We start from the raw sequence: 24,700 nt of genomic DNA on the forward strand, positions 1-24,700 counted from the left end.
GCCGTTGAGGGCAAGGGGGCGCCGATGCACTACACCCGCACTGATCCCATCGCGGCCCGTCCCAGCGAGGTCTGGGCCGTCCTGACCGACGTTGAGCGTTGGCCGGACTGGACGGCATCGATGCGTGAGATCGTCCGCCTCGACACCGGTCCGCTGCGAGTCGGCAGCACCGCCCGCGTCCGGCAACCCACCGGTCGGCCGATGGTCTGGACCGTCACTGAGCTGGTCCACGAGCGGTCTTTCACCTGGACGGCGTCGACGGCCGGCATCCGATTCACCGGCTTTCATGAGCTGACGCCGACCGGGTCGGGGGTGCGGGCCGCGCTGACCTTTACGGTGACCGGTCCGATGGCCTGGCTGGCCGGCCTCCTCGCCGGTGGCCGGATTCGTCGTTACGTCGACATGGAGGCTGACGGGCTCAAGCGGCGCTCGGAAGGCCACGCGGCGCCCTAAGCGGCTCGCCGTCATTTACCCAGGGTCGGCAGCCGCAGCAGACGACGGAAAGCGGGTTTTCACCGCGGGATGTACCGAAACAGCTAAGTTAACGGTTGACACGCGTCGGCGCGACTGCCTAACGTGGGACGAAACCTACGGGACCGTAGGTTTGGCTGGGGGGCCAATCGACAGCCCACCTGTCGATCAGGGAGGGGACCAAAAAACTATGGTGAATGTCCAGACGGCACTGCTTCACGAGCTCGAACCGATTGTCGAGCAGAACCTCAACCGTCATCTCAAGGCCGCCAAGCCGTGGCTGCCGCACGACTACGTGCCGTGGAGCAAGGGACGCGACTTCGCATTCCTCGGGGGCGAGGACTGGGTTCCTGAAGACTCGCCACTGGACCCGGTCGCCAAGGCTGCGCTGCTGGTCAACTTGCTGACCGAGGACAATTTGCCGTCCTACCACCGCGAGATCGCCACCACCTTCGGCCGGGATGGCGCCTGGGGCACCTGGGTGGGCCAGTGGACCGCCGAGGAGGGCCGCCACAGCATCGCGCTGCGTGACTACCTCATCGTCACCCGCGGCATCGACCCGGTGAACCTCGAGAACATGCGGATGCAGCACACCGTCGCCGGCTATGACTCTGGCGGTAAGTCAGCGCTGGGTGTGCTGGCGTACGTGTCCTTCCAGGAACTCGCCACCCGGGTATCGCACCGCAACACCGGCAAGGCCTCTGGCTGCCCCCTCGCAGATCAGTTGCTGGCCCGGGTTGCACTCGACGAGAACCTGCACATGGTGTTCTACCGCAACCTGATGCAGGCGGCCCTGGACATCGCCCCGGACGAGGCGATGTGCGCCATTCGTGACGAGGTGCTCGGTTTCTCGATGCCCGGGATGAACATGCCTGGCTTCCAGGAGAACGCCATCATGATCGCCAAGGCCGGCATCTACGACCTGCGCATCCACCACGATGACGTCATCCAGCCGGTGCTGCGCTTCTGGAAGATCCACGAGCGCAACGACTTCGGTGCTGTGGGCGAGGAGGCTCGTGAGCAGGTCGTCGGCTTCATGAAGATGGTCGACGAGCGGGCTAACTACTACGAAGAGAAGGCCAAGGCGCGCGAGAGCGTCTCCGCCTGATCGATGCCGGAGCTAGCCCGCTAGGTCGATGGCCTAGCTCCGCTTGATCGAGGTGTAGTAGGTCGTGTCGGCCATCGACACCGAGTCGGCGCCCCGTGCCGGCGTCGGACGCCCGTACTGCGTCAGCAGCTCGGTCATGGTCTGGCCGGTCGAGGTCCAGCCCAGGGGCTTCAGGTACTCGGCGACGTCGTTGCGATCGCCCTCGTAACCGAGTTCGGAGAACTCCAGGTCGAAACCGTGGGCCCGCCATTTCTCGGTGGCGCTGCGCATCATTTCCCGGGCCTGTTCATGCTGGGCGGCTGAGATGTTGGGAATGGCCTCGGTGGCCAGCCGGCTGCCCTCGGCGCTCAGTGCGGTGATGTTGTCCAGTAGCCGGTCTTGTGCTTCCGGCGGGAGGTAGCCGAGCAGCCCCTCGGCGATCCAGGCGGTGGGCCGGGTGCGGTCGAAGCCTGCCTCGATCAACGCGGCCGGCCAGTCATCACGCAGATCGACTGCGACGCCACGGCGATCGGCAGTCGGCTCGGCGCCCAATTCGGCCAGCGCTGCGGTCTTGAAGGCCAGCACGGCAGGTTGGTCGATCTCGAAGACCGTCATGCCCGACGGCCAGGTCAGGCGGTAGGCCCGCGCGTCCAGACCCGATGCCAGGATCACCGCCTGGTGAATCCCGGCCTGGGTGGCATCGGCGAAGAATGCGTCGAAAAAGCGGGTGCGAGCCGCCATCGCGTCGGGCATCTGCCCGAGCTTCCAGCCGGATTCGTGGTCGTCGAGATCGGTGCCCGCCAGGTCGCCGGCGGCCCATTTGGTCAGGAAATCAACGCCGACGGCCCGAACCAGCGGCTCGGCGAAGCGGTCGTCGATCAGGGGATTATCGGCCTTGGTGGCGATTGCCCGGGCGGCGGCGACCATCGTCGCGGTGGCTCCCACGCTGGTGGCGAGGTCCCAGGTGTCGTTGTCGGTGCGTGCCATGAGCGCTCCTTGGAATGATGGGCAAGGCAATTTGCTTAGCCTAGCAATTAATTAGGTCATATAACAAACGTTAGGAACCGGATGGTTGTTCCCGGTCCGCGGCCCAACTCGCGGGCAGCATCGGAATCGTCGGGCCGCTGCCGAAGGCGTCCTCGTCCAACGTCGTCAGGCCGGTTGCGCGTTCCCCGGCGCCGTTGAAGTGGGTTCCGGCCAGGCCCAAGGCGCCCGCGTTGCGGTCGGACGCCGTCGTCGACGGTGGGGGCGGCGGCGCATCGGGTGCGACCGGGTCGGAGCCCAGGGCCATGGTGCTGCCGGGCTCCTTGGCCGCGGTGCGGCGGCGACGACGAGCCGGGCTCGATGCCGCCCGCCGGGTCCGAGCGCCCGCGGCAGGAGCCGTCTCCCGGTCATTGAGGGTGGGCCCGAATCCGTTGTCGGGACCGTTTCCCGCCCGAGTCGCCGCGCGGACCGCCGGAGCGATGGCTACGGGTGTGGGGACGAAGGCAGGAGTGGTGGGAGTCGGGGTGGTGGCAGTGACCGAGGTGGCGGGCGTCGGTGAGCCCGGGGCGAATCCTGCCGCCGGCACATCATCGGGTGGTGGCGCCACGAACATCGCCGGCACCTTCGCCGCGACCACCATGACGGGTCGTGCCACCCCCGCGACCACCGGCGCCATGGGCGAAACGCTCGCGACCTGGGGCGCCGCGACGTTGAGAGCCGCGATAATGCGGTTCACGATCTCCACGATGATCGCGATGATCGGGCCGTCCAGGATGTCGGCGATCTCGAGGAAGATCGCCAGGGTTTCGTACAGGGCCGCGACGGCATCGGCCGGGTTGCCGCCGGCGCCGCCGTCATCATCGCCCCCGCCGCCGTCCTCGAACGCCAGGATCGGCGGCGGCGACGGTGTGTGAGGCACCGATGCCAATGCCGTTCCCGAAATCGCTTGATAGGTAGCCATTGTGGGGCGGCCTGGATCCACATCCGGATGTAGTCGGCTTCGGTGAGGGCGATCGGGATGGTGTTGATGCCGAAGAAGTTCGTCGCCACCAGGATCGCGTGCCTGGTGTGATTGGCCGCCAGCTCGGCCAGGGTCGGCATGGTGGCCAATGCGCTGGCGTAGGCCGCGGCGGCAATCTCATGCTGGGTGGCGGCGCGCGCGCTGTCAGCGCTGGCCTGGGTGAGCCAGGCTGAATACGGTTGATGGGCAAGCGCATAGCGTTCTGCGCTTGGGCCTAGCCAGATCCCGGCCGCCACGGCGCCCAACGTGGTGTTCAATTCCGCTGCTGCCGAGGCGTATTCAGAGCTCAATGCCGTCCACGCCGATGCGGCGGCCAGCAGTATCCCCGGGCCCGGTCCGCTGCTCAACAGCGCGGAATGGACCTCCGGCGGCGAGGCCAGCCATGTTGGCGCAATCGCATGCAATTCGCCCATCAACTCCTTCGACGACGAACTCCTTCGACGACGAACGCGCAATCGCCACGCTAAGGGCGGCTGTCGACGAGGGCGGGAAGTGCGGGCGGCGTAGGAGTTAACGTCGCAAGAACGCTCGGCAGGACGGGTGGGCCTGTCGCCTAGCGGAGGGTCAGATAGATCAGCGCCACATTGAGCGACCCGATCACCAGGGTGACGGCCCAGCCGAGTGCCGAGGTCAGTGGCCGGTTGGCGTCGGCACCCATCAGCGCCCGGTCGCCGGTCACCCGGATCAGCGGTACCAGCGCGAACGGGATGCCGAAAGACAACACCACCTGCGAGATCACCAGCGCCCGAGTGGGCTCGATTCCGAGAGCCAGGATCGCCAGTGCCGGGCCCAGCGTGATCAGCCGGCGCCAGAGCAGCGGAACCGACACTCGCAACAGGCCCTGCATGATCATCGCGCCGGCGTAGGCGCCCACCGAGGTCGATGCCAATCCCGAGGCCAGCAGTCCGATCGCGAAGAACAGGGCGACGGTCGGGCCCAGGGTGTTGCCGACCGCGGCGTGCGCGCCCTCGATGGACCCGGCGTCGTCCAGGCCGCGCAGATTGGTGGCGGCCACCACCAGCATGGCTAGGTTCAGCGTCCCGGCCGCCAGCATCGCCAGGCCGACGTCCCAGCGGGTCACCCGCAGCAGTCGCCGTCGCGCCGGTCCGGGTTCGGGCTGGCCGTGCCGGTCGCGCGCCAGGCCCGAGTGCAGGTACACCGCGTGGGGCATCACCGTCGCGCCGAGGATCGCGGTGGCCAGCAGCACGCTCTCCGTGCCGTCGAAACGCGGCATCAGGCCCGCTGCGACATCCGCGGGAGCCGGTGGCGAGACCGCCAGGCTGGTCAGGAACCCGATGGCGATGATGATCAGCAGCCCGCTGGTCACCTGCTCGAAAACCCGCGGCCCGCGCCGGTCACCGACCGCCAGCAGCGCCATCGACACCACGCCGGTGATGAGGCCGCCAAGCATCAGAGGTAATTCGAAGATCAGGTTCAACGCGATCGCACCGCCCACCACTTCGGCGAGATCTGTTGCCATGGCCACCAATTCGGCTTGCAGCCAATAGGCGATCCGGGCCGGTTTACGGCTATGGGCGCCGATCACCTCCGGCAACGAGCGTCCGGTCACCAATCCGAGCTTGGCGGACAGGTACTGCACCAGTGCGGCCATGATGTTGGCCGCGACGATGACCCAGACCAGCAGGAAGCCGAATTTCGCTCCCGCGCTGACGTTGGCGGCCACGTTGCCCGGGTCGACGTAGGCGATGGCAGCGACGAAAGCCGGGCCGAGCAATGCCCAGCCCGGCTTCAGTCGAACCGCGGTGTCTGCGGCCACCGCCACCCTTTCCATCCGGATCAGCGAACAGAAAAATCAGGGTAGCCGCAAAATCGCCGCCGGTCCGCGGTCCCGGCGGCGCTGGGGTCAGCCGGCGCTGTAGAGGCCGCGGCCGGTGACCAGCGGCAGGTCCAGCGTGGTCCGGATACCCGGCTCGGCCGCAACCACGGCGGGAATAGCGTTGACCACCCGCATCGCGGTCGCCACCAGGCCGGCGTGATTGTGGTCGCCGTTGGGGCTGGACAGGCACAGGTCCAGTGCATACGACGGCTCCCCGGTCACTTCGACGCGGTAAGACCCGCCGGGCTGGGCCGGCTGCGGCCAGTCTGGGCACAGATCCTCGCGCAGCCGGGTGACGTGCTCGAGGACCACGGCTGCCTTGCCGTCCACCATCCCGCGCACCTCGAACCGCAACGCCGCGGCAGTGCCTTTCGCGATGTCACCCGAAGAGATGGAGAAATCCTCCGGTGCGGGCACCCGAATGTGGGACTGTTCGACCGAGTCGAGTTCCAGGCCCAGGCCGGCGGCGAGCTGGCGCACCACCGAACCCCACGCCAGGCTGAGCACACCCGGCTGCAACAGCATCGGGGTTTCGTCCATCGGCTTGCCAAAGCCCATCACGTCGAACATGACGGCGGCGCTGTCGTAGGTGGCGTAGTCGACGATCTCCATGCAGCGGATCTGCTGGACGCTCTGGCAGGTGCCGGCCAACGCCAGTGGCAGCAGATCGTTGGCGAAGCCCGGGTCGATGCCGTTGACGAACAAGCTCGAACCGCCTTGCCGCGCAGCCTCTTCGATCGGGGTCAGCATCTCCGCCGGAATCACCAGCCACGGGTATTGCAGGAACACCGCGCTACTGCCGACCACGTTGATACCTGCGGCCAGGATGCGCTTGAAGTCCTCCAGTGCCTCGACGAGCCGATTGTCGGCCAGCGCGGTGTAGACCACGCAGTCGGGCTTAGCGTCGAGCACCTGCTGCAGATCGGTGGTCGCGAACACCCCGGTCGGCGTGTTCACCCCGGCCAGTTCCGCAGCGTCTTTGCCGGCCTTGGCGTCCGAGGACACCCACACCCCGGTCAGTTCGTAGTCAGGGTTGGTGATCAGCGCTTTGAGCGCGTGGACACCGACGTTGCCGGTGCCGATCTGAGCAACACGCAGTGTCATCGTTCGCCACTCCTCCTCATCGCTTCGCTCTGCATCGTCGTCGCGTTAGTCATAGGTCAGCAGTTCCTCACAGGTCCGGGACGGGCAGGTCAAGGTTCGGGAAGGTGATGCCGCCGTCGACTTCGAGCACCTTGCCGGTCAGGTAGGCCCCCGCCGGTGACGCCAGATACAGGGCGGCGGCCGCGATCTCCTCGGGGTCACCGAGGCGACGCAGCGGCGTGGCCTTCTCCATCGGAGTGCGCAGCTCCTCGTTGGAAGCCACGACGTTCAGCGCCGAGGTCATGATCGATCCCGGGGCGATGCCGTTGACGCGGATCTTCGGGCACAGGTCCAGCGCGGCCAGCCGGGTGTAATGGGCCAGCGCGGCCTTGGCCGTGCCGTAGGCGGCGAACCCGCGTCCGGGCACCCGCCCCATGGTGGAGGTGATGTTGATGAACGAGCCGCCGCCGGAGTGCTCCAGCATCAGCGGCACCGCTGCGATGGTCAAGGCGTGCGCCGTGGCGACGTTGAACGTGAACGCGTCCTTGAGATCTTTGGTCGACGTGGTGAGCAGCGTGTTGGGCATCGTTCCGCCGACGTTGTTGACGACGATGTCGAGCCTGCCGAACGCCTCGACCGCTTCGGTGGCCAGCTTTGCCGTCTCCTCGGGATGAGCGAGATCGGCGACGACGATGTGGGCACGACGACCCGCCGCGCGGACCTGTTCAGCGACGGCCTCTAGTTCAGATTGGGTACGAGACGCGATCACCACGTCGGCGCCCGCCTCGGCGAACGCGACGGCGATGGCGGCGCCCAGGCCCCGGCCAGCGCCGGTAACAACAGCTGTTTGATTATCGATTCGGAATTTGTCGAGTATCACGGCGTCACGCTAACAAGGAATCGGCGTGAGCTGAACCCCTTTATTGAAACACGTTCTAATTCGATGTTTGATGACTGTCCGCGGGTTTTGACGGCGGCATTCTATGGTTGATGCCGTGACTTCGAACCTCGACCTTCCCGGCGCCTCGACGTGGTCGCCGCGCGAGGTCGAGCTGTTGGAAATCACCTTGGCGCTGCTGCAGGAGAACGGCTACGACCGGCTGACGGTCGACGCGGTCGCGGCCACCGCGCGTGCGAGCAAGGCCACGGTCTACCGGCGTTGGCCGTCGAAGGCGGAATTGGTGTTGGCCGCGTTCACCGAGGGCATCCGCCAGGTCGCGGTCCCGCCCGAGACCGGCACGCTGCGCGGTGATCTGTTGCGGCTGGGGGAGCTGGTCTGCCAACAAGTCGCGCAGCACGCCGGCACACTGCGTGCGGTGCTGGTGGAAGTGTCGCGAAACCCAGCGCTGAACGAGGTGATGCAGAGTCATTTCGTCGATCAGCGCAAGGCGTTGGTCCTGTACATCCTGGGGCAGGCCGTCGACCGCGGAGAGATCGAAGCCGACGCCATCGACGACGACCTGTGGGACGTGTTGCCCGGATATCTGATTTTCCGGTCCCTGGTCTCGGGTCGGATGCCCACGGCGCAGACTGTGGCGAACCTTGTCGATCAGGTGGTCTTGCCGGGGCTTACGCGCCCCGCCCACTGACTTCGCCTTTCACGAAATCGCGCCGCCGCGCACTATTGAACCGTACGGTTCCGTACCGTACGGTTTATTTCATTCGAGCAGCCCACCGATACCGGGAGGCTTCCGGTGAAGAGACCGTCGCTTTTCCCACTGGTCCGGCGCGGGTGGATGGTTCTGGTGGCGGTCGCGGTAGTCGCCGTCGCGGCGTTCTGCGTGTATCGACTACACGGCATCTTCGGCTCGGGTGACACCACATCGACCAGCAGTGACGCTGCCGAGGACATCGTCCCGTTCAACCCCAAGGACGTCGTCTACGAGGTCTTTGGCGCCCCGGGGGCTACAGCCACCATCAACTATCTCGATGTCAACGCCGCTCCGCAGCAGGTCGTCGACGCCCCGCTGCCCTGGAGATATCAGGCGACGACGACCGAACCGGCCGTCATCGCCGATCTGCGGGCCCAGGGCGACGGCGACACGCTGGGCTGCCGCATCGTGATCGACGGCGAGCTCAAGGACGAAAGGACCTCCGACGCCGTGAGCGCCTACATCTTCTGCTTGGACAAGTCCGGATGAGCGAGCCGGGCCGGCGGCCCTTCTGGCCACGCACCATCCGCGGCCTGGCGCTGCCCATCGTGCTGTTCTGGGTGGCCCTGGCCGCCGTGACGAACAGTCTCGTGCCCCAACTGGAGGTGGTGGCCGAAGCCCACAACGTGGGGATGAGCTCGCACGACGCGCCGTCGTACCAGGCGGCGAAGCGCATCGGAAAAGTGTTCCAGCAGTACGACACCGACAGCGCGGCGATGATCGTCATCGAAGGCGATCAGCCGCTGGGTGCCGAAGCGCACCGGTTCTACGACACCCTGGTCGCCAAGCTGCAGGACGACACTCACCACGTCCAACACATTCAGGACTTCTGGGGGGATCCGCTGACCGCCGCCGGCTCGCAGAGCAACGACGGCAAAGCCGCACTGGCGCAAGTGTTTTTGGCCGGAAGTCAGGGCGAGACGTTGGCCAACGAGTCGGTGGCCGCCGTCCGCGACATCGTCGAGCGCACACCGGCGCCGCCCGGCGTCCACGCGTACGTGACGGGCGCGGCCCCGCTGGTCGCCGACCAGTTCTCGGTCGGCAGCGAAGGCACCAACAAGGTCACCGCGATCACCTTCCTGGTGATCGCGCTCATGCTGTTCGCGGTCTACCGCTCGATCGGCACCACTGTGCTCGCACTGCTCACCGTCGCCATCGAAATGGCCGCCGCGCGTGGCTTCGTCGCGTTTCTCGGCTACCACGAGATCATCGGACTATCAACGTACTCAACGAATCTGCTGACCCTACTCGCGATCGCCGCGGGTACCGACTACGCGATCTTCATCATCAGCCGCTACCAGGAGGCGCGCGCGGCCGGTGAGGACCCGGAGACGGCGTTCTACACGATGTACCGCGGCACCGCCCACGTCGTGATCGGCTCGGGCCTGACCATTTCCGGCGCCGTGTACTGCCTGACCTTCACCCGGCTGCCCTACTTCCACACCCTGGGGCTGCCCGCCGCCATCGGCATATTCGTCGCGCTGATCGCCGCGTTGACCCTGACGTCGGCGGTGCTGACGCTGGGCAGCCGGTTCGGATTCTTCGAGCCCACCCGTGCGATGCGGACCCGCGGCTGGCGCCGGATCGGCGCCGCGATCGTCCGGTGGCCCGGACCGATCCTGGTGGTGGCCTGCGGCGTGGCCCTGATCGGTCTGCTTGCCCTGCCGGGCTACAAGACCAGCTACGACGCCCGGATCTACATGCCGGATCGTGCCCCGGCCAACATCGGCTATGCGGCAGCAGAACGCCATTTCTCGCAAGCCCGGCTGAACCCCGAACTGCTGATGATCGAAGCCGACCACGACCTGCGCAACCCGGCATCCTTCCTGGTTTTGGAACGCGTCGCCAAAGCGGTGTTCCACACGCCGGGTATCGCCAAAGTGCAGTCGATGACCCGCCCGTTGGGCACCCCGCTCAAGCACACGTCGATACCGTTCTCGGTCGGACAGGGAAATGTCGCCCAGACCCAGAATCTGAAGTACCAGATGGACCGGGCGGCCGATCTGCTCAAACAGGCGGCCGAAGCCGAGAAGTCGATCCACACGCTGGAACAGCAATATGCGCTCCAGCAGCAGCTCGCCGACGCCACCCATTCGGAAACCCAGAGCTTTCACGACACCGTCGACCTCACCAACGAACTGCGTGACCAGATCGCGAACTTCGATGACTTCTTCCGGCCCATCCGCAGCTACTTCTACTGGGAACCGCACTGTTTCGACATCCCGGCATGCGCGGCGCTGCGCAACGTGTTCGACCTGCAGGACGGCATCGACAAGCTCAGCGAGAAGCTCGGACAGCTCACTACCACCTTGGACAAACTGGACGCCCTGCAACCGCAGCTGGTGGAGCTGATTCCGTCCCAGATCGAAAGCCAGCGAGTCAACCGCGACCTGGCGCTGAACAATTACGCCACCAACTCCGGGATCAGCGACCAGTCCGCCGCCGCCAACGACAACCCGGCCGCCATGGGTCAGGCCTTCGACGAAGCCAAGAACGACGACTCCTTCTACCTGCCACCGGAAGCGTTCGACAACGCCGAATTCAAACGCGGGATGAAACTGTTCATGTCGCCGGACGGCAAAGCGGCGCAGATGATCATCACCCACGAGGGTGACCCGGCGACCCCGGAGGGCATCGCGCACATCGACTCGATTCGCGACGCCGCCAAGGAAGCGGTCAAAGGGACCCCGCTGCAGGGTTCGCACATCTATCTCGCCGGCACTGCCTCGACCTACAAGGACATCGCCGACGCTGCCAAATACGACCTGCTGATCGCCGGGATCGCTGCGCTGAGCCTGATTCTGCTGATCATGATGATCATCACCCGCAGCCTGGTCGCCGCGATCATCATCGTGGGCACCGTTGCGCTTTCGCTGGGCGCCTCGTTCGGACTGTCGGTGTTGGTGTGGCAGTACCTGTTCGGCATCCATCTGTACTGGATCGTGTTGGCCCTGGCCGTCATTCTGTTGCTGGCGGTGGGCTCGGACTACAACCTGCTGTTGATCTCGCGGTTCTCCGAGGAGATCGGCGCGGGCATCAATACCGGGATCATCCGGGCAATGGGTGGAACCGGTTCGGTGGTGACCGCTGCCGGGCTGGTGTTTTCCGCGACCATGGCGTCGTTCATCTTCAGTGACCTGCGGATCCTCGGCCAGATCGGCACCACCATCGCGCTCGGCCTGCTGTTCGACACGCTGATCGTCCGGTCGTTCATGACGCCGTCCATCGCGGCGCTGCTCGGGCGCTGGTTCTGGTGGCCGCAACGGGTGCGTCAACGGCCCGCGGTGACCGCGAGCTCCTAAGCTCAGGCCTTCTTGGCCGCCGTTTTCTTGGCGGGCGCTTTCTTAGCGGCTGCCTTTTTGGACGGGGCCTTCGCGGCGGGTTCCTTCACACCGGCTGATCGTTTCTTCACGCTGGCCTCGAGTTTGGCCAGGAGGTCGGAAACGTCTTCGGTCGCATCCAGTTCGGCGGGGCGCTCCTCGGGGGTGAACGCCTCGTCGCCTTCGAGTTTGGCCGCGATCAACTCGTGCAACTGCTCCTGATACGTGTCGTGGTAGCGATCCGGGTCGAAATCGTCGGCCATCGACTCGACCACCTGCCCGGCCATCTTCAGCTCGGCCGGCTTGATCTCCACCTTAGTGTCCAGCGCGGGGAAGTCGGGGTCGCGAATCTCGTCTGGCCACAGCAGGGTGTGCACCACCATCACCTCGCGCTTGGAGAAATCCTTGACCCGCAGCGCCGCCAGCCGGGTTTTGTTGCGCAGCGTGAAGTGCACGATCGCCACCCGGTCGGTTTCGGCTAGTGTCTTGGCCAGCAGCACATAGGATTTGATCGATTTTGTGGCGGGCTCCAGAAAGTAGGAGCGGTCATACAGCATCGGGTCCAGGTCAGCGGTCGGGACGAACTCCAGTACGGCGATCTCATGATCGCGCTCCTCGGGCAGGTTCGCGATGTCGTCGTCGGTGATCACCACCATCCGTCCGTCATCGGACTCATACGCCCGCGCGATGTCGCCGTAGTCGACGACTTCGCCGCACTCCTCGCACACCCGCCGGTAGCGGATTCGCCCGTGGTCCTTGGCATGCACCTGACGGAACTTGATGTCATGGTCTTCGGTGGCGCTGTATACCTTCACCGGCACGTTGACCAGACCGAATGCGATCGAACCCTTCCAGATGGAACGCATGAGGCCAGTATGCCCACGCGAGAGTGCCGATAACCTGCTTTGGCGCGACGTAGGTTGGTTGCATGGTCGCTGAGTCCGTCCAGACCCGGGTCAAGCTGACCAACGCCGACAAGGTGCTTTACCCCGCTACGGGCACCACCAAGGCCGAGGTCTACGACTACTACACCCGCATCGCCGAAGTGATGCTGCCGCACATCGCGGGACGCCCGGCGACGCGCAAACGCTGGCCCAACGGTGTCGAGCAGGCGTCATTCTTCGAGAAGCAGTTGGCCGCCTCGGCACCGGGCTGGTTGGCCCGCGCCGACATTGCGCATCGGTCCGGGATCACCACCTATCCGATCATCGAGGACCTCGACGGCCTGGCCTGGATCGCCCAGCAGGCTGCACTGGAAGTTCACGTACCGCAGTGGCGTTTCGAGGCCGAGTGGACCCACGGTGGGAAGGTAGTCAAGCCTGGACTGGCGACGCGCCTGGTCTTCGACCTCGACCCCGGCGAGGGCGTGACGATGAGCCAACTCGCAGAAGTGGCGCGAGCCATCCGGGACCTGATGTCCGAGCTGGGGCTGGACACCTTTCCGGTCACCAGCGGCAGCAAGGGAGTGCACCTGTACGCCGCCCTCGAGCGCCCGGTGAGCAGCGCTGGCGCGGCCACGGTAGCCAAACGCATTGCACAACAACTCGAAACCGCGATGCCCGAACTGGTGACGGCGGCCATGGCCAAGAAGCTGCGGGCCGGCAAGGTGTTTCTCGACTGGAGTCAGAACAACGCGGCCAAGACCACCATCGCGCCGTACTCGCTGCGCGGCCGAGACCATCCGACGGTCGCCGCCCCACGCACTTGGGCCGAGCTGGACGACCCGGGCCTGCGCCAGCTGCGCTTTGACGAAGTGCTGGACCGCGTTGAGCGCGACGGCGACCTGTTGGCCGGTCTGGACGGCCCCCTGGAAGGCCAAGATCGTCTGGCCGTGTATCGGGCCAAACGTGACGCGGGCCGGACCCCCGAACCGGTACCGGCCGCGGCCCCGGAGCCAGGTGCGGGCAATAGCTTCGTCATCCAGGAGCATCACGCCCGCCGGCTGCACTACGACTTCCGGCTGGAGCGCGACGGGGTGTTGGTGAGCTGGGCGGTGCCCAAGAACCTCCCGGAATCCACGTCGGTCAACCATCTCGCGGTGCGCACCGAGGACCACCCGCTGGAATACGGCAGCTTCGAAGGCATCATCCCCAAGGGCGAGTACGGCGCGGGCACCGTGCGCATCTGGGATTCGGGCACCTATGTGACCGAGAAGTTCGAGGACGGTGCCGAAAAAGGGGAGGTGATCGTCGTGCTCGCCGGCAGCCGGATCTCCGGGCGATACGCACTGATCCGCACTGGCGGTGATCAGTGGCTGGCGCACCGGATGAAAGACCAGCAGGCATTCACCTTCAACGAGCTGGCCCCAATGCTGGCCACGCACGGCTCGGTGGCGCGGCTGGACCCAAGCCAATGGGCTTTCGAAGGCAAGTGGGACGGCTACCGGCTGCTAGTGGAAGCCGAACACGGTCGGCTGCGGCTGCGCGCCCGCAGCGGACGCGACGTGACCGGCGAATACCCGCAGCTGCCGTTTCCGGCCGCCGACTTAGCCGAGCACCACCTGGTGCTCGACGGCGAACTCGTCGCGCTCGACGACGACGGTGTCCCCAGCTTCGCTGCCATGCAGAACAGCGCCCGTTCGACGCGCCTGGCGTTCTGGGCTTTCGATCTGCTCTACCTCGACGGGCGCCCGCTGTTGCGGGTGGCCTATCGGGACCGTCGCCGTCTCCTGGAAACCCTGGCGCGCGGAACCGATCTGGTGGTCAAAGATCTGTTGACACCCGACGGTGCGAAGGCGCTCGAGCAGTCCCGCAAGCTGGGCTGGGAAGGGGTGATCGCCAAGAAGTGGGATTCGCCCTATCAGGCGGGGCGCCGTTCGACGGCGTGGGTCAAGGAGAAGTACTGGCGGACCCAGGAGGTCGTAATCGGCGGTTGGCGGGCTGGCGAGGGAGCGCGCGGCGGGGGGATCGGGTCGCTGCTGATGGGCATTCCCGAGGGTGACGACGGCCTGCGGTTCGTCGGCCGGGTCGGTACGGGTTTCACCGAGCGCCAGCTGGCCGCCCTGAAGAAGATATTGGTGCCGCTCCGCGCCGGCGAATCACCTTTTGGGGCACCGCTTCCCGCACCGGACGCCAAGGGCGTCACGTTTGTGGAACCGACCGTGGTCGGCGAAGTGCGCTTCAGTGAACGCACGGCCGATGGCCGGCTGCGCCAGCCCAGCTGGCGCGGACTGCGGCCCGACAAGACCCCGGATGAGGTGGTGGGTGAGGATTGACCGGTGCGGTGGGTGACCTATCGAAGTCAAGACGGTGAGCGCACGGGGGTCCTGGACGGGGACGTGATCCATGCGCTGCCGCCAGGTGTGACGTTGCTGGAGCTGATCAGGCTCGGGTCGGATGGTCTGCGCGACGCCGGTGAACGGGCGTTGGCCGCGCCGTCGGCGAGGGTGCGGGCTGATCAGGTGACGCTGATGGCGCCGATCCCGCGTCCGCCATCGATCCGCGACAGCCTGTGCTTCCTGGACCACATGCGCAACTGCCTGGCCGCGACCGGCCGCAGCCGCGACCTCGACGACACGTGGTACCGAATCCCGGCGTTCTATTTCGCCTGCCCGACAACGGTTCTGGGGCCCTACGACGATGCGCCCATGGCGCCCGGCAGTGTCTGCCAAGACTTCGAATTGGAGGTCGCCGCGATCATCGGCACGCCCGGCGCGAACCTGTCGGTGGAGCAGGCCGAGCAGGCCATCATCGGTTACACGATATTCAACGACTGGTCGGCGCGGGACCTGCAGGCTCAGGAGGGCGTGCTGGCGATCGGGCAGGCCAAGGGCAAGGACAGCGGGGTCACCTTGGGTCCCTACCTGGTCACCCCCGACGAGCTGGAGCCCTACCGTCGCAACGACAGACTCAGCCTGCACGCCACTGCGATCGTCAACGACGTGATCGTGGGCATCGGGTCGACCGAGGCCATGGACTGGAGCTTCGGCGAGATCATCAGCTACGCGTCGCGCGGAGTGCCGCTGGAACCGGGTGACGTCTTCGGGTCTGGCACTGTGCCGACCTGCACCCTGCTCGAGCATCTCGATCCCGCGCTGCCGCAACCGTTTCCGGGCTGGCTGAGCGACGGTGACGTGGTGACCCTGCAGGTGCAGGGCCTCGGCGAGGTACGCCAGACGGTGCGCGCCAGCGCTGCGCCGATACCGCTGGCGGAGCGCCCGCGCCCCTAGGACGCCTAGGACGCCTAGCTCGCTCTGACGGTCACCTGGATGGTGGAGGCCCCGTCTGAGGTGATGATCAGCTGCGACGCGTTGGGGCCAGAGGTGACATGTCCGCCGGTCACGTCGACGGTGTAGCCGTTGGGGTATTGGTTGGGGGGAACCGAGATGGTGGTCTGGGAGCCGGCGCCGAAGGTGCCGGATCCGTCGGCCTGGTCGGTGGAGTAGCTGAAGGAGAAGACACCGCCCGAGAACGACCACGAGGTCGGGATGCCCGAGATCACCTGCGGGTAGGGCTGGGACAGGGCGTCGAGTTTGTCCCAGTTGACGTTGTCGCCGACCGGTGGCTTGCTGGGGTCGTACACCAGCGCCTGGTCCTCCGGTGAGATGCTGGTGATGTCCTTGCCGGAGTAGGCCCATTCGGCCCAACCGAACAGCGCCCGGTTGGTGGCCTGCAGGCTCGCTTCGATGGCTCCAATGTTGTTGGTAGCGCCGAATTCGCTGAACCAACCCGGGATATTGTGGGCCTGGGTGTAGTCCATCGCGTAGTCGAGGACGACGTCGGCGTTCCAGTCGCAACCGAAGCTGGTCCCGGGGAACAGCGAAGCCGTGAGGCAGTAGTGGTGGAACGAGAAGGCCGAGTTCGGGTCGTCCACCGTGCCCAAATTCGTCGGCACCGGCAGGCTGCCGAAGAGGGCGGGCGGTTCGAAGAACACCGTCTTGTTCGGGTCGACGGATCGGATGGCCGCGTCGATCTGGTTGTAGAACGGGGTCAGTTGCTGGGCTTCGAAGTACGAGTTGCCCAAGATGCTGCCCAGCCAGTGCGTGCCGGCCCACGGCTCGTTCATGATGTCGTAGCCGGCGACATTGGGATCGCCCTTGAAGTAGTTCGCGACGGCCTGCCACGACAACGCGTAGTGGTTCTGCAGCCCGATCCCATCGGAGGCTTTCGTGTTGGCCCAGAACGTATCCCAGGCGTGGTTCTGCGCCGGGCTCACGGGGTAGGTGAACGGGAAACCCAAGCCGATGTGAGGTAGTCCGCCGTTGAAGGTGGCCCAGTCCGGAGCGCCCTCGCCGCCGAACTCCTCGTTGTAGAGGTCCTGATGCATGTCGAGAACCGCCACGATGTTGTGCCGCGCCAGCATGTCCACGGTTTCCTTGACCGACGCCAGGTAGTCGTAGTCGATGACACCGGGTTGGGGCTCCACCCCGGCCCAGATGATGCCCAGGCGCACCGAATTGAAGCCGTTGGCGGCCAGGAATGCGGCATCGTCGTCACTGAACCCGTCGCCAGAGGGCGCATATGGGGCGACCTTGTAGACCTGGTTGAGGCCGTGCCAGATGACGACCTGGCCGTCGGCGTTGGTGAGCCAGCCGTTGGACGCCTCCACCACAGGGGCAACGGTGCCGGTGATACCGCCGGGCAGGGCACCGAATTGGCCTACGGCGCCGTGGGTTCCATCGAGCAGGCCGGCCACACCGCCGACGCCGCCTAGCGCGGGCAGTCCAGCCAGGGTGGCGCCGTCACCGGCGTCGCCGCCGTGGCCGCCGTTGCCGAACAGCCAGCCGGCGGCTCCACCGTCACCTCCGACGGCACCAGCCCCGCCGTCGCCGCCCGCGCCGCCGTTGCCGAGGATTCCGACGGCGGCGCCGCCGTGGCCGCCGGCGACACCGTCGGTGGTGCTGTTCCAGCCGGCGCCACCGTTGCCGAAGAGCCAGCCGCCGTTCTCGCCGTCGGGGTGGTCTTCGGTGCCGTCGGCACCGTTGCCGATGACCGTGGAGCCGAACAGCTGGTTGATGGCGCCGTTGACCTGGATGCCTAGGTCGCTGTCGATCCACTTCTCGGCGAGGCTGTACAGCCCGGCATAGGGGTCGAAGGCGAAGGCGAAGGCTGCGCCCGGTTCGGCCAGCGCGGCAAAGGCGGCGTCCCAGTGGTCGGAGGACAAGAAGGTGTCCCACGCGGTCGCGTCGAACAGGGCGTCACCGTCCAGGGTGCCTTCGGTGGTGACGAACGGGGTGACCAACACGTCCATCATGTCGTCGAAATCAGCCTGAGCGGTCGGGACGACGGGGGCGAGGGCCAAAAACGCGGCGATTCCGACAATCTTGCTGCCCACAACCTTGCTGCGGTGACGAGACATCCCGGCAAACCCTTCTCATGGACAACAACCGATGCTGAAGTCTGTCTGAGAAGGTAAACGAGTTACTTACCCTGCGCAAGGTAACGGCGGGGAGGCGTGGGCACCGGTGGGTGGCCCAGTCCGAAGTGATCCGCCGTTACGCCCTGGGGCGCCGCCTAAGTAGCCCTCACGGTCACTTTGATGGTGGCGGCGTCGGAGTCGGACGCGATGGTCAGCACCGGCGCGTTGGGGCCGGAGGTGACGTGTCCACCGGTCACATTCACCGTGTAGCCGTTGGGGTATTGGCTGGTCGGAACGGAGATCGTGGTCTGCGATCCTGCTGCGAAGGCCCCGGTGCCGTCGGCTTGGTCGGTGGAGTAAGTGAAGGAGAAGACTCCGCCCGAGTAGGACCACGATGTCGGGATGCCCGAGATCACCTGCGGGTAGGGCTGGGACAGGGCGTCGAGTTTGTCCCAGTTGACGTTGTCGCCGACTGGCGCCTTGGTCAGGTCGTAGACCAGAGCCTGATCGTTTGGTGAGGTACTGGTGATGTCGCCTCCGGTGTAGGCCCATTCGGTCCAACCGATCAGATGCTGATTGGCGGCGTTCATTCCGGCGGTGATGGCCGGGATGTTGTTGGTGGCGCCGAACTCGCTGAGCAATGCCGGAATGTTGTGCTCCTGCGCGTAGTCCATCGCGAACCCGAACGAGAGGTCGGCATTCCAGTCGCAACCGAAGCTCAGGGTCGGGAACAATGCGTTCACCATGCAGTAATGGTGGAACGAGAAGACGGTGTTGTCGTCGTCGACCGTTCCCAGGTGGTTCGGCACTGGCAGGCTGGCCTCGAGGGTGGTGGGTCCGAAGAACACCGTCTTGTTCGGGTCGACGGAGCGGATGGCTTCGGTGATCTGGTTGTAGAACGGGGTCAGTTGCTGGGAGTCGAAGTAGGGGTTGCCCAACAGGCTGCCCAGGGTATGAGTGCCTGACCACGGCTCGTTCATGATCTCGTAGCCGGCCACGTTGGGGTCGCCTTTGAAGTAGTTGGCGACGGCCTGCCACATCAGACCGTAATGATTCTGCAGCCCGATCCCATCGGGTGCTTTGTCGTTGGCCCAGAACGCGTCCCAGGCGTAGTTCTGGGCCGGGCTGACGAAGTAGCTGCCCGGGAAGCCTGCCTCGATGTTGGGCAGCCCGCCGGTCAGGACGGCCCAGTCTGGCGCACCGTCGCCGCCCAGGCTGCCACTGTAGAGGTCTTGGTGCATGTCGAGGATGGCGACGATGTTGTGGTTGGCCAGCATCTGGACGGTCTGTTGGAGCGACGCGAGGTAGTTGTAATCGATGACGCCCGGTTCTGGTTCCACCCCGGCCCAGATCACGCCCAGGCGTACCGCGTTGAAGCCATTGGCGGCGAGGAAGGCGGCGTCGTCGTCGCTGAACCCGCCGGCGGACGGTTCGTAGGGGGCGATCTTGTAGACCTGGTTGAGCCCATGCCACATGACGACCTGGCCGTCGGCGTTGGTGAGCCAGCCGTTGGACACCTCCACCACGGGGGCGACGGTTCCGGTGATGCCGCCGGGCAGTGCGCCGTAGTGGCCGACGTCGCCGTGGGTGCCGTAGAGCAGGCCGGCCACTCCGCCGACGCCGCCCAGCGCGGGCAGTCCAGCCTGGGTGGCGCCGTCACCGGCGTCGCCGCCGTGGCCGCCGTTGCCGAACAGCCAGCCGGCGGCTCCACCGTCACCTCCGACGGCACCGGCTCCGCCGTCGCCGCCCGCGCCGCCGTTGCCGAAGAGCCCGACCGCCGAGCCGCCGTGGCCGCCGGCGACACCGTCGGTGGTGCTGTTCCAGCCGGCGCCACCGTCGCCGAAGAGCCAGCCGCCGTTCTCGCCGTCGGGGTGGTCTTCGGTGCCGTCGGCACCGTTGCCGATGACCGTGGAGCCGAACAGCTGGTTGATGGCGCCGTTGACCTGAATGCCTAGGTCGCTGTCGATCCATTTCTCGGCGAGGTCGTGCAGGCCGGTGTAGAAGTCCAAGGCCAACGCGGGGCTGGGCTCGGCCAGCGCGGCTAAGGCGGCGTCCCAGTGGCCGGAGGACAAGAAGGTGTCCCACGCGGTCGCGTCGAACAGGGCGTCACCGTCCAGGGTGCCTTCGGTCGTGACGAACGGCGTGAACAACACGTCCATCATGTCGTCGAGGTCGGCGTGAGCGGTCGGGGCGACGGGGGCGAGGGCCAAAAACGCGGCGATTCCGACAACCTTGCTGCCCACAACCTTGCTGCGGTGACGAGACATCTCGACAAACCCTTCCCTGACGCGCCTGTTTCTGAGGCCTGTCTGAGAAGCTAAATGAGTTACTTAACAACGCGCAAGGGTGTGGCGGAAAAGGGGTGCGATTCGATGCCCCGCTGACGCGGCCGTACCGCTGCTGGTCTTGCGGTTATAGCTGGTGGGCGCGTTGCGACGCCGTAATGGCTGAAATCGCGCGATAGTTCGCGACGACAACTATTTCGGAAGTCCGATCAACATTGGGTCGCGGCACGGATCCATTGGCGACGAGCTTCGCTCTGCCCGGCCTCGGCTGCTGCGGCGCGAAGCAGGCGGATAACCCGCTGGTGGTCGCCGTGGCCGACTTGTGGTTCAACCGGTAGATACTTCTGTGTCTTCATGTGTGAATACCCCCTGCAGGTCACGCAACGAGAACTGCAGTACCCGACCGCTGTGGGTGGGCGGTCAGTGCACGTATTGGTCAACGCCGGCGGCGACGAAAACTATCCCGATTCAGCCGAATAAAACGGTGCGGGTGCACACATGCGAGCGAAGACGTGACGGGCGTCACCCCGCCTTGGCGATGACGTGCTCGGCGAATCGCTCCAGGTTGCGGATCTTGGTGTCCAGCGGCTCGGTGTCGGGACCGACGATGTAAGGCACCCGGAAGCCGACGATGACGTCGGTAACGCCCTTGTCCTCCAGGCGCTTGATGCCGTCGAGGGTGAATCCGTCGACCGAGATCACGTGGATCTCGAACGGGTCATCGGCGCGGCCCTCTTCCTCGCGGAGCTGCTTGAGTCGGGTGATGAGTCCGTCGAGCTCGGCCGGGTCGCCGCCGCCGTGCATCCAGCCGTCATGGCGTGCCGCGCGGCGCAGTGCGGCTTCGGCGTGGCCACCGATCAGGATCGGGATCGGCTGCGTGGGGGCCGGGGTCATTTTGGTCTTGGGGATGTCGTAGAACTCGCCGTGGAACTCGAAGTAGTCGCCGGTGGTGAGGCCCTGGATGATCTCGATGCACTCGTCCATCCGCTTGCCGCGCCGGGCGAACGGCACGCCCATCAGTTCGTAATCCTCCGGCCAGGGGCTGGTGCCCACGCCCAGTGCCAGCCGGTTGTTGATCATCGCGGCCAGCGAGCCGGCCTGCTTGGCGACCAAGGCCGGCGGGCGGATCGGCAGCTTGACCACGAACGGGGTGAACCGCAGCGTGCTGGTGACCGCGCCCAATGCTGCGATCAAGACGAAGGTCTCGATGAAGGCCTTGCCGTCGAGGAATTCCCGGTTGCCGTCGGGGGTGTAGGGATATTTTGAGTCCGATTCGAACGGGTAGGCGACGCTGTCGGGGATCGTCATGCTGTGGTACCCGGCGGCCTCGGCAGCTTTGGCGAGCGGAACGTAGTAGCTCGGGTCGGTCATCGCTTCGGCGTAGGTGAACCGCACGTCGTCTCCTCGGTCTTTCGGTGGTGGGGCGCTGTTCTCTGCATAGCAGACTGGCCCGCCGCGACCGGAGTGGGGGGAGTGCGTTCACATACGCGGCGGCATCGCGACCTCGACGTCCTCCAAGGGATACGGCGGATATCCAGCGGCGCCGATCACGGTCAGTGTTCCCCACGGTGTCCGCTCGGCGACGCGCCCTTGCGCGGTGTGGTCGCCAATCCGGATGCTGACCTTCGAGCCGGTGACGCTCGCACCAGGTAGGTCGTTGAAAAACATCCCCTGCCAATGGTATTGGCCATCAATGGGATCGAAGTGGCCGGTCAGGCGGACTTGCGTCGGGTAATCCTCGCCGTTGAGGGTGAGAACCGCTGGGCCATCGTAGGTTTCTGCGTTCTCCAAATCAACGCCACCGCGCCCGGTGAGGTAGAACCGGGAGATCCCCCGGGTCGGCAGCACCGGGTGCACCCGCAGCCGTGGCGAGCGAGACTCGATGCGGCTGGCCCCGCTACGTCGTAGAGCATCGACGAGCCGGGCCACATACCGGGCCTGCCGATGGGTATGGGGGCCGGGGATGTGGAATCGGTTTGGGACTCCATGCCTGGCGACAGCGTCGTCCGTTGAGGCGGCGGTTCCGATCAGCGTTCGGGCAGTCAGCTCTTCACCGTCGGCGGTGGTCACTGTCCAGGTGTCGGTACCGCTGTCGAATCGGGTGGTCACGCCCGTCGCATCGACGGCGCGGACGCCGTCTATCAACCCGTGCAGGGGTGCCGGGTCGCCCAGCACCACCACGTCGAGGACGTCGTTGCGGCTCACAGGAATCCGGCCCGCCGCCACATCCGCCGGGCCAGCCCGCCCATCAGTCCGACTTCGGTGAAGAACGCGGCCAGCGGCGCGAACGACGAGCGGGACGCCGCGTGGAAGTGCGGGTTGGCCCGCGCTACCCGGCTAGCTTCGCGACCGTCCAGCCCGACTCGGTTGTAGACGACCGGCAGGGTGAACAGGTGGCGGTAGAACGGTCCGCCGACGCCCTGCAGGTTGGCCAACAGCATCCGGCGGTAGCGGGGCATCGCCGGGACGCTGCGCCGCAGACCGTCGCGGGCGTACTGAATGTGGCGGGCTTCCTCGGTGACATGGATGCGCATCACCCGCCGCACGATCGGCTGCAGGTCCGGGTCGTCGAGGATCTGGCGCTGCAGCGCGTCAAAGATCTCCTCGCCGACCAGTGCCGCTCCCCACAAGATGCTCCCGCGGAACAGGAACGGAAGCGCGTTGATGACGATGCGTTGATACAGCCGCGGGCGTACCGGCACGCCGCCGATCCGGTCGATGGTCTTGCCGAACATCAGCATGTGGCGGGTCTCGTCGCCCAGTTCGGTCAGCGAGTAGTGGGTGGTGCGTGCGGTGGGGTTCTTGTGCATCATGTCGCGCAGCAGTGCCTGGTTGAGGATGTTCTCGAACCAGATGCCGGCCGACAAGACATTGACCAGCTCCTGGCGTGACATCTCGATCTGCTGTTCGCGGGTCATGGACTCCCACAGGCCGGTGCCGTAGAGGGTGCACATCCGTGGCGGCAGGAAGAACTTGTCCTCCTCCAGTGGTGCGTTCCAGTCGATGTCGACGACCGGTGCGTAGGACTTTTTCACCGAGCCCTTCAGCAGGCGCTCGGCAAATTCCTCCCGGGTCGGTTCGCTCGGCCGCACCACAGTGGTCATGACGCAATCCCTTCTCGTTCGGACTTCAAAAGCTAGGAGCCGCACCAAGACATGTCAATACCGACGGTACCGGATACCGCCGGTTCTTTGTGTGATGCCCGTCACGCGGCTTGGCCTGGCCGTATCTGTGGGGTGCGGGCCCGCGCCGAGGCTGCCGGGAGCTGGCTTTAGTTGGGTCTGGGGGCCCGGGCTTCCGGCCCGACGCAATCGAGAAAGTCAGGTTCTCGTCGATTGCCCCGTGGCAAGATCTGCCCATGGGACCCTTCCTGCTCCGCGCCGCGCTGACCGGACTCGCCTTGTGGATCGTCACGCAGATTGTTCCGGGGATCGAGATCGTCGGCGGCGACACCACGCTGCAACGGGCGGGCATCATCTTCGTCATCGCCTTGATCTTCGGGCTGGTGAACGCCTTCATCAAACCGGTGGTGCAGCTGCTGTCGATTCCGCTGTACATCGTCACCCTGGGGCTGTTCCACATTGTGGTCAATGCGCTGATGCTCTGGATCACCGCGTGGATCACCGACAAGACGGCCAAACACTGGGGCCTCTACATCGCCGATTTCTGGTGGGACGCGATTTGGGCGGCGATCGTCTTGTCGGTGGTGGGCTGGGTGTTGTCGCTCGTCGCCGGACGCATCGCCCGATAAACGGGCAGACTCGGGGACATGCCGGAGCTGCCCGAGGTCGAAGCACTCGCCGATCATCTGCGTCGGCACGCGACTGGTTGCACCATCGGCCGGATCGACGTGGCGGCGCTGTCGGTGCTCAAGACGTTCGACCCGCCGCCGACGGCCTTGCACCGTCAGCAGGTGACCGGCGCGCACCGCTGGGGCAAGTATCTGGGATTGCAGGCCGGTGAGCTGTTCTTGATCGCACACCTGTCCAGGGCGGGTTGGCTGCGCTGGTCGGATCAGCTGGCGGCGGCGCCGCTGCGCCCGGGTAAGGGACCGATTGCGCTGCGGGTGCACCTGGGCGTCCCGGGGCAGGCCCCCGGCTTCGATCTGACCGAAGCCGGCACGAGCAAGAGGCTGGCGGTCTGGTTGGTCGACGACCCGGCAAAAGTGCCAGGCATCGCCACCCTGGGGCCGGATGCGCTGGCGATCGACGCCGAGGAGCTGGCTGGATTGCTGGCCGGCAATACCGGTCGCATCAAAACCGTCCTGACCGATCAGAAGGTGATCGCCGGAATCGGCAACGCCTACAGCGACGAGATCCTGCACACCGCTCGGCTGTCGCCGTTCGCCACCGCCGGCAAACTGTCGACGGCTCAACTGGCCGCCCTGCACGAGGCCATGCACACCGTGCTGACCGACGCCGTCACCCGCTCGGTCGGTCAGCAGGCCGCCACCTTGAAGGGCGAGAAGCGCTCCGGCCTGCGGGTTCACGCCCGAACCGGGCTGCCGTGCCCGGTGTGCGCCGACACGGTTCGGGAAATATCTTTCGCCGATAAGTCATTTCAGTACTGCCCCACGTGTCAGACCGGCGGCAAGGTGCTGGCCGACCGACGGATGTCGCGCCTGCTCAAGTAATTCTTCGACGTGCCTTCGACAGCCTGCGGC

Annotated in this window: 20 protein-coding genes and 2 pseudogenes; 10 read left to right on the forward strand and 12 right to left on the reverse strand. The window is 66.0% G+C overall.

The features are described from left to right. Positions 1 to 24 precede the first annotated feature (24 nt). On the forward strand, positions 25 to 453 hold the full coding sequence (locus MJO54_RS04900; protein ID WP_046285947.1) for an SRPBCC family protein: 429 nt from the start codon (positions 25 to 27) through the stop codon (positions 451 to 453). Positions 454 to 661: 208 nt separating this feature from the next. After that, the gene (locus MJO54_RS04905) at positions 662 to 1,579 is read left to right on the forward strand and encodes an acyl-ACP desaturase (protein WP_046285948.1); all 918 of its coding nucleotides are present in this window, start codon (positions 662 to 664) and stop codon (positions 1,577 to 1,579) included. Positions 1,580 to 1,612: 33 nt separating this feature from the next. On the opposite strand, the gene MJO54_RS04910 is transcribed toward MJO54_RS04905, so the two are convergent. The 3 genes and pseudogenes from MJO54_RS04910 to MJO54_RS23810 all read right to left on the reverse strand — a co-directional run. Continuing rightward, positions 1,613 to 2,545, reverse strand: a complete 933-nt coding sequence (locus MJO54_RS04910) for a class I SAM-dependent methyltransferase (RefSeq protein ID WP_046285949.1) — start codon at positions 2,543 to 2,545, stop codon at positions 1,613 to 1,615. Positions 2,546 to 2,615: 70 nt separating this feature from the next. Next, positions 2,616 to 3,218 (reverse strand): PPW family C-terminal domain-containing PPE protein, encoded by a 603-nt coding sequence (locus MJO54_RS23805; protein ID WP_434085443.1) that lies wholly within the window; start codon positions 3,216 to 3,218, stop codon positions 2,616 to 2,618. Positions 3,219 to 3,356: 138 nt separating this feature from the next. Continuing rightward, a pseudogene (locus MJO54_RS23810) lies at positions 3,357 to 3,910 on the reverse strand (PPE family protein); the annotation flags it as partial. Between MJO54_RS23810 and MJO54_RS04920 the strand changes: the two are divergent. Beyond that, positions 3,810 to 4,070 carry a hypothetical protein gene (locus tag MJO54_RS04920; RefSeq protein WP_240176029.1) on the forward strand — a complete coding sequence of 87 codons (261 nt, stop codon included), beginning with the start codon at positions 3,810 to 3,812 and terminating at the stop codon, positions 4,068 to 4,070. The pseudogene MJO54_RS23810 and the gene MJO54_RS04920 overlap by 101 nt on opposite strands. 46 nt (positions 4,071 to 4,116) lie before the next feature. Here MJO54_RS04920 and MJO54_RS04925 read toward each other — a convergent pair whose 3' ends face one another. The 3 genes from MJO54_RS04925 to MJO54_RS04935 all read right to left on the reverse strand — a co-directional run bounded on the left by MJO54_RS04925 (position 4,117) and on the right by MJO54_RS04935 (position 7,363). Continuing rightward, a complete protein-coding gene (locus MJO54_RS04925; RefSeq protein WP_240175728.1) occupies positions 4,117 to 5,355 on the reverse strand; it encodes an Nramp family divalent metal transporter in 1,239 nt (412 codons plus the stop codon). Between the two features lie 72 nt (positions 5,356 to 5,427). Beyond that, a complete protein-coding gene (locus MJO54_RS04930) occupies positions 5,428 to 6,504 on the reverse strand; it encodes an NAD(P)H-dependent amine dehydrogenase family protein (RefSeq protein WP_046285952.1) in 1,077 nt (358 codons plus the stop codon). Between the two features lie 67 nt (positions 6,505 to 6,571). After that, a complete protein-coding gene (locus MJO54_RS04935; protein WP_046285953.1) occupies positions 6,572 to 7,363 on the reverse strand; it encodes an SDR family oxidoreductase in 792 nt (263 codons plus the stop codon). Between the two features lie 103 nt (positions 7,364 to 7,466). Here MJO54_RS04935 and MJO54_RS04940 point away from each other — a divergent pair, with 103 nt between their 5' ends. The 3 genes from MJO54_RS04940 (at position 7,467) to MJO54_RS04950 (ending at position 11,437) form a co-directional block, all read left to right on the forward strand. After that, positions 7,467 to 8,072, forward strand: a complete 606-nt coding sequence (locus tag MJO54_RS04940) for a TetR/AcrR family transcriptional regulator (RefSeq protein ID WP_240175729.1) — start codon at positions 7,467 to 7,469, stop codon at positions 8,070 to 8,072. 105 nt (positions 8,073 to 8,177) lie between these two features. After that, a complete protein-coding gene (locus tag MJO54_RS04945) occupies positions 8,178 to 8,624 on the forward strand; it encodes an MmpS family transport accessory protein (RefSeq protein ID WP_207543214.1) in 447 nt (148 codons plus the stop codon). Next, positions 8,621 to 11,437 carry an MMPL/RND family transporter gene (locus tag MJO54_RS04950; protein WP_065152550.1) on the forward strand — a complete coding sequence of 939 codons (2,817 nt, stop codon included), beginning with the start codon at positions 8,621 to 8,623 and terminating at the stop codon, positions 11,435 to 11,437. The genes MJO54_RS04945 and MJO54_RS04950 overlap by 4 nt, the downstream gene beginning before the upstream one ends. 2 nt (positions 11,438 to 11,439) lie before the next feature. Here MJO54_RS04950 and ku read toward each other — a convergent pair whose 3' ends face one another. After that, positions 11,440 to 12,321 (reverse strand): non-homologous end joining protein Ku, encoded by an 882-nt coding sequence (gene ku, locus MJO54_RS04955; protein WP_240175730.1) that lies wholly within the window; start codon positions 12,319 to 12,321, stop codon positions 11,440 to 11,442. 62 nt (positions 12,322 to 12,383) lie between these two features. Between ku and MJO54_RS04960 the strand changes: the two genes are divergently transcribed. Further along, entirely contained in the window at positions 12,384 to 14,669 is a 2,286-nt protein-coding gene (locus MJO54_RS04960; RefSeq protein ID WP_240175731.1) for an ATP-dependent DNA ligase, read from the forward strand. A 3-nt stretch (positions 14,670 to 14,672) separates the two neighbouring features. Continuing rightward, a pseudogene (locus tag MJO54_RS04965) lies at positions 14,673 to 15,620 on the forward strand (fumarylacetoacetate hydrolase family protein); the annotation flags it as partial. A gap of 17 nt (positions 15,621 to 15,637) precedes the next feature. Here MJO54_RS04965 and MJO54_RS04970 read toward each other — a convergent pair. From MJO54_RS04970 to MJO54_RS04990, 5 genes are all read right to left on the reverse strand, one after another. After that, the gene (locus tag MJO54_RS04970) at positions 15,638 to 17,752 is read right to left on the reverse strand and encodes a cellulase family glycosylhydrolase (protein WP_240175732.1); all 2,115 of its coding nucleotides are present in this window, start codon (positions 17,750 to 17,752) and stop codon (positions 15,638 to 15,640) included. Positions 17,753 to 17,907: 155 nt separating this feature from the next. Continuing rightward, on the reverse strand, positions 17,908 to 20,019 hold the full coding sequence (locus MJO54_RS04975) for a cellulase family glycosylhydrolase (RefSeq protein WP_240175733.1): 2,112 nt from the start codon (positions 20,017 to 20,019) through the stop codon (positions 17,908 to 17,910). 540 nt (positions 20,020 to 20,559) lie between these two features. After that, positions 20,560 to 21,432: a TIGR03619 family F420-dependent LLM class oxidoreductase gene (locus MJO54_RS04980; protein WP_046286103.1), complete on the reverse strand. Its 873-nt coding sequence runs from the start codon at positions 21,430 to 21,432 to the stop codon at positions 20,560 to 20,562. Positions 21,433 to 21,516: 84 nt separating this feature from the next. Further along, complete coding sequence (locus tag MJO54_RS04985; protein ID WP_065152789.1) at positions 21,517 to 22,242, reverse strand: DUF4873 domain-containing protein; 726 nt, start codon at positions 22,240 to 22,242, stop codon at positions 21,517 to 21,519. After that, on the reverse strand, positions 22,239 to 23,141 hold the full coding sequence (locus MJO54_RS04990; protein ID WP_046286102.1) for an AurF N-oxygenase family protein: 903 nt from the start codon (positions 23,139 to 23,141) through the stop codon (positions 22,239 to 22,241). The genes MJO54_RS04985 and MJO54_RS04990 overlap by 4 nt, the downstream gene beginning before the upstream one ends. A 254-nt stretch (positions 23,142 to 23,395) precedes the next feature. Between MJO54_RS04990 and MJO54_RS04995 the strand changes: the two genes are divergently transcribed. Beyond that, positions 23,396 to 23,788 (forward strand): phage holin family protein, encoded by a 393-nt coding sequence (locus MJO54_RS04995; protein ID WP_046286101.1) that lies wholly within the window; start codon positions 23,396 to 23,398, stop codon positions 23,786 to 23,788. An 18-nt stretch (positions 23,789 to 23,806) separates the two neighbouring features. Next, on the forward strand, positions 23,807 to 24,670 hold the full coding sequence (locus tag MJO54_RS23590) for an Fpg/Nei family DNA glycosylase (RefSeq protein WP_065152786.1): 864 nt from the start codon (positions 23,807 to 23,809) through the stop codon (positions 24,668 to 24,670). Positions 24,671 to 24,700: the final 30 nt, after the last annotated feature.

The sequence above is a fragment of the Mycolicibacter virginiensis genome, from assembly GCF_022374935.2.
Taxonomy (GTDB): Bacteria; Actinomycetota; Actinomycetes; order Mycobacteriales; family Mycobacteriaceae; genus Mycobacterium; species Mycobacterium virginiense.

Bases quoted from the DNA above. Each gene is read 5' to 3' on its own strand.
- MJO54_RS04975 (WP_240175733.1), bottom strand. From the start codon at position 20,019: ATGTCTCGTCACCGCAGCAAGGTTGTGGGCAGCAAGGTTGTCGGAATC.
- MJO54_RS04995 (WP_046286101.1), top strand. From the start codon at position 23,396: ATGGGACCCTTCCTGCTCCGCGCCGCGCTGACCGGACTCGCCTTGTGG.
- MJO54_RS23805 (WP_434085443.1), bottom strand. From the start codon at position 3,218: ATGGCGCCGGTGGTCGCGGGGGTGGCACGACCCGTCATGGTGGTCGCG.
- MJO54_RS04905 (WP_046285948.1), top strand. From the start codon at position 662: ATGGTGAATGTCCAGACGGCACTGCTTCACGAGCTCGAACCGATTGTC.
- MJO54_RS04950 (WP_065152550.1), top strand. From the start codon at position 8,621: ATGAGCGAGCCGGGCCGGCGGCCCTTCTGGCCACGCACCATCCGCGGC.
- MJO54_RS23590 (WP_065152786.1), top strand. From the start codon at position 23,807: ATGCCGGAGCTGCCCGAGGTCGAAGCACTCGCCGATCATCTGCGTCGG.
- MJO54_RS04970 (WP_240175732.1), bottom strand. From the start codon at position 17,752: ATGTCTCGTCACCGCAGCAAGGTTGTGGGCAGCAAGATTGTCGGAATC.
- MJO54_RS04930 (WP_046285952.1), bottom strand. From the start codon at position 6,504: ATGACACTGCGTGTTGCTCAGATCGGCACCGGCAACGTCGGTGTCCAC.
- MJO54_RS04925 (WP_240175728.1), bottom strand. From the start codon at position 5,355: ATGGAAAGGGTGGCGGTGGCCGCAGACACCGCGGTTCGACTGAAGCCG.
- MJO54_RS04910 (WP_046285949.1), bottom strand. From the start codon at position 2,545: ATGGCACGCACCGACAACGACACCTGGGACCTCGCCACCAGCGTGGGA.
- MJO54_RS04960 (WP_240175731.1), top strand. From the start codon at position 12,384: ATGGTCGCTGAGTCCGTCCAGACCCGGGTCAAGCTGACCAACGCCGAC.
- MJO54_RS04900 (WP_046285947.1), top strand. From the start codon at position 25: ATGCACTACACCCGCACTGATCCCATCGCGGCCCGTCCCAGCGAGGTC.
- MJO54_RS04940 (WP_240175729.1), top strand. From the start codon at position 7,467: ATGGTTGATGCCGTGACTTCGAACCTCGACCTTCCCGGCGCCTCGACG.
- ku (WP_240175730.1), bottom strand. From the start codon at position 12,321: ATGCGTTCCATCTGGAAGGGTTCGATCGCATTCGGTCTGGTCAACGTG.
- MJO54_RS04990 (WP_046286102.1), bottom strand. From the start codon at position 23,141: ATGACCACTGTGGTGCGGCCGAGCGAACCGACCCGGGAGGAATTTGCC.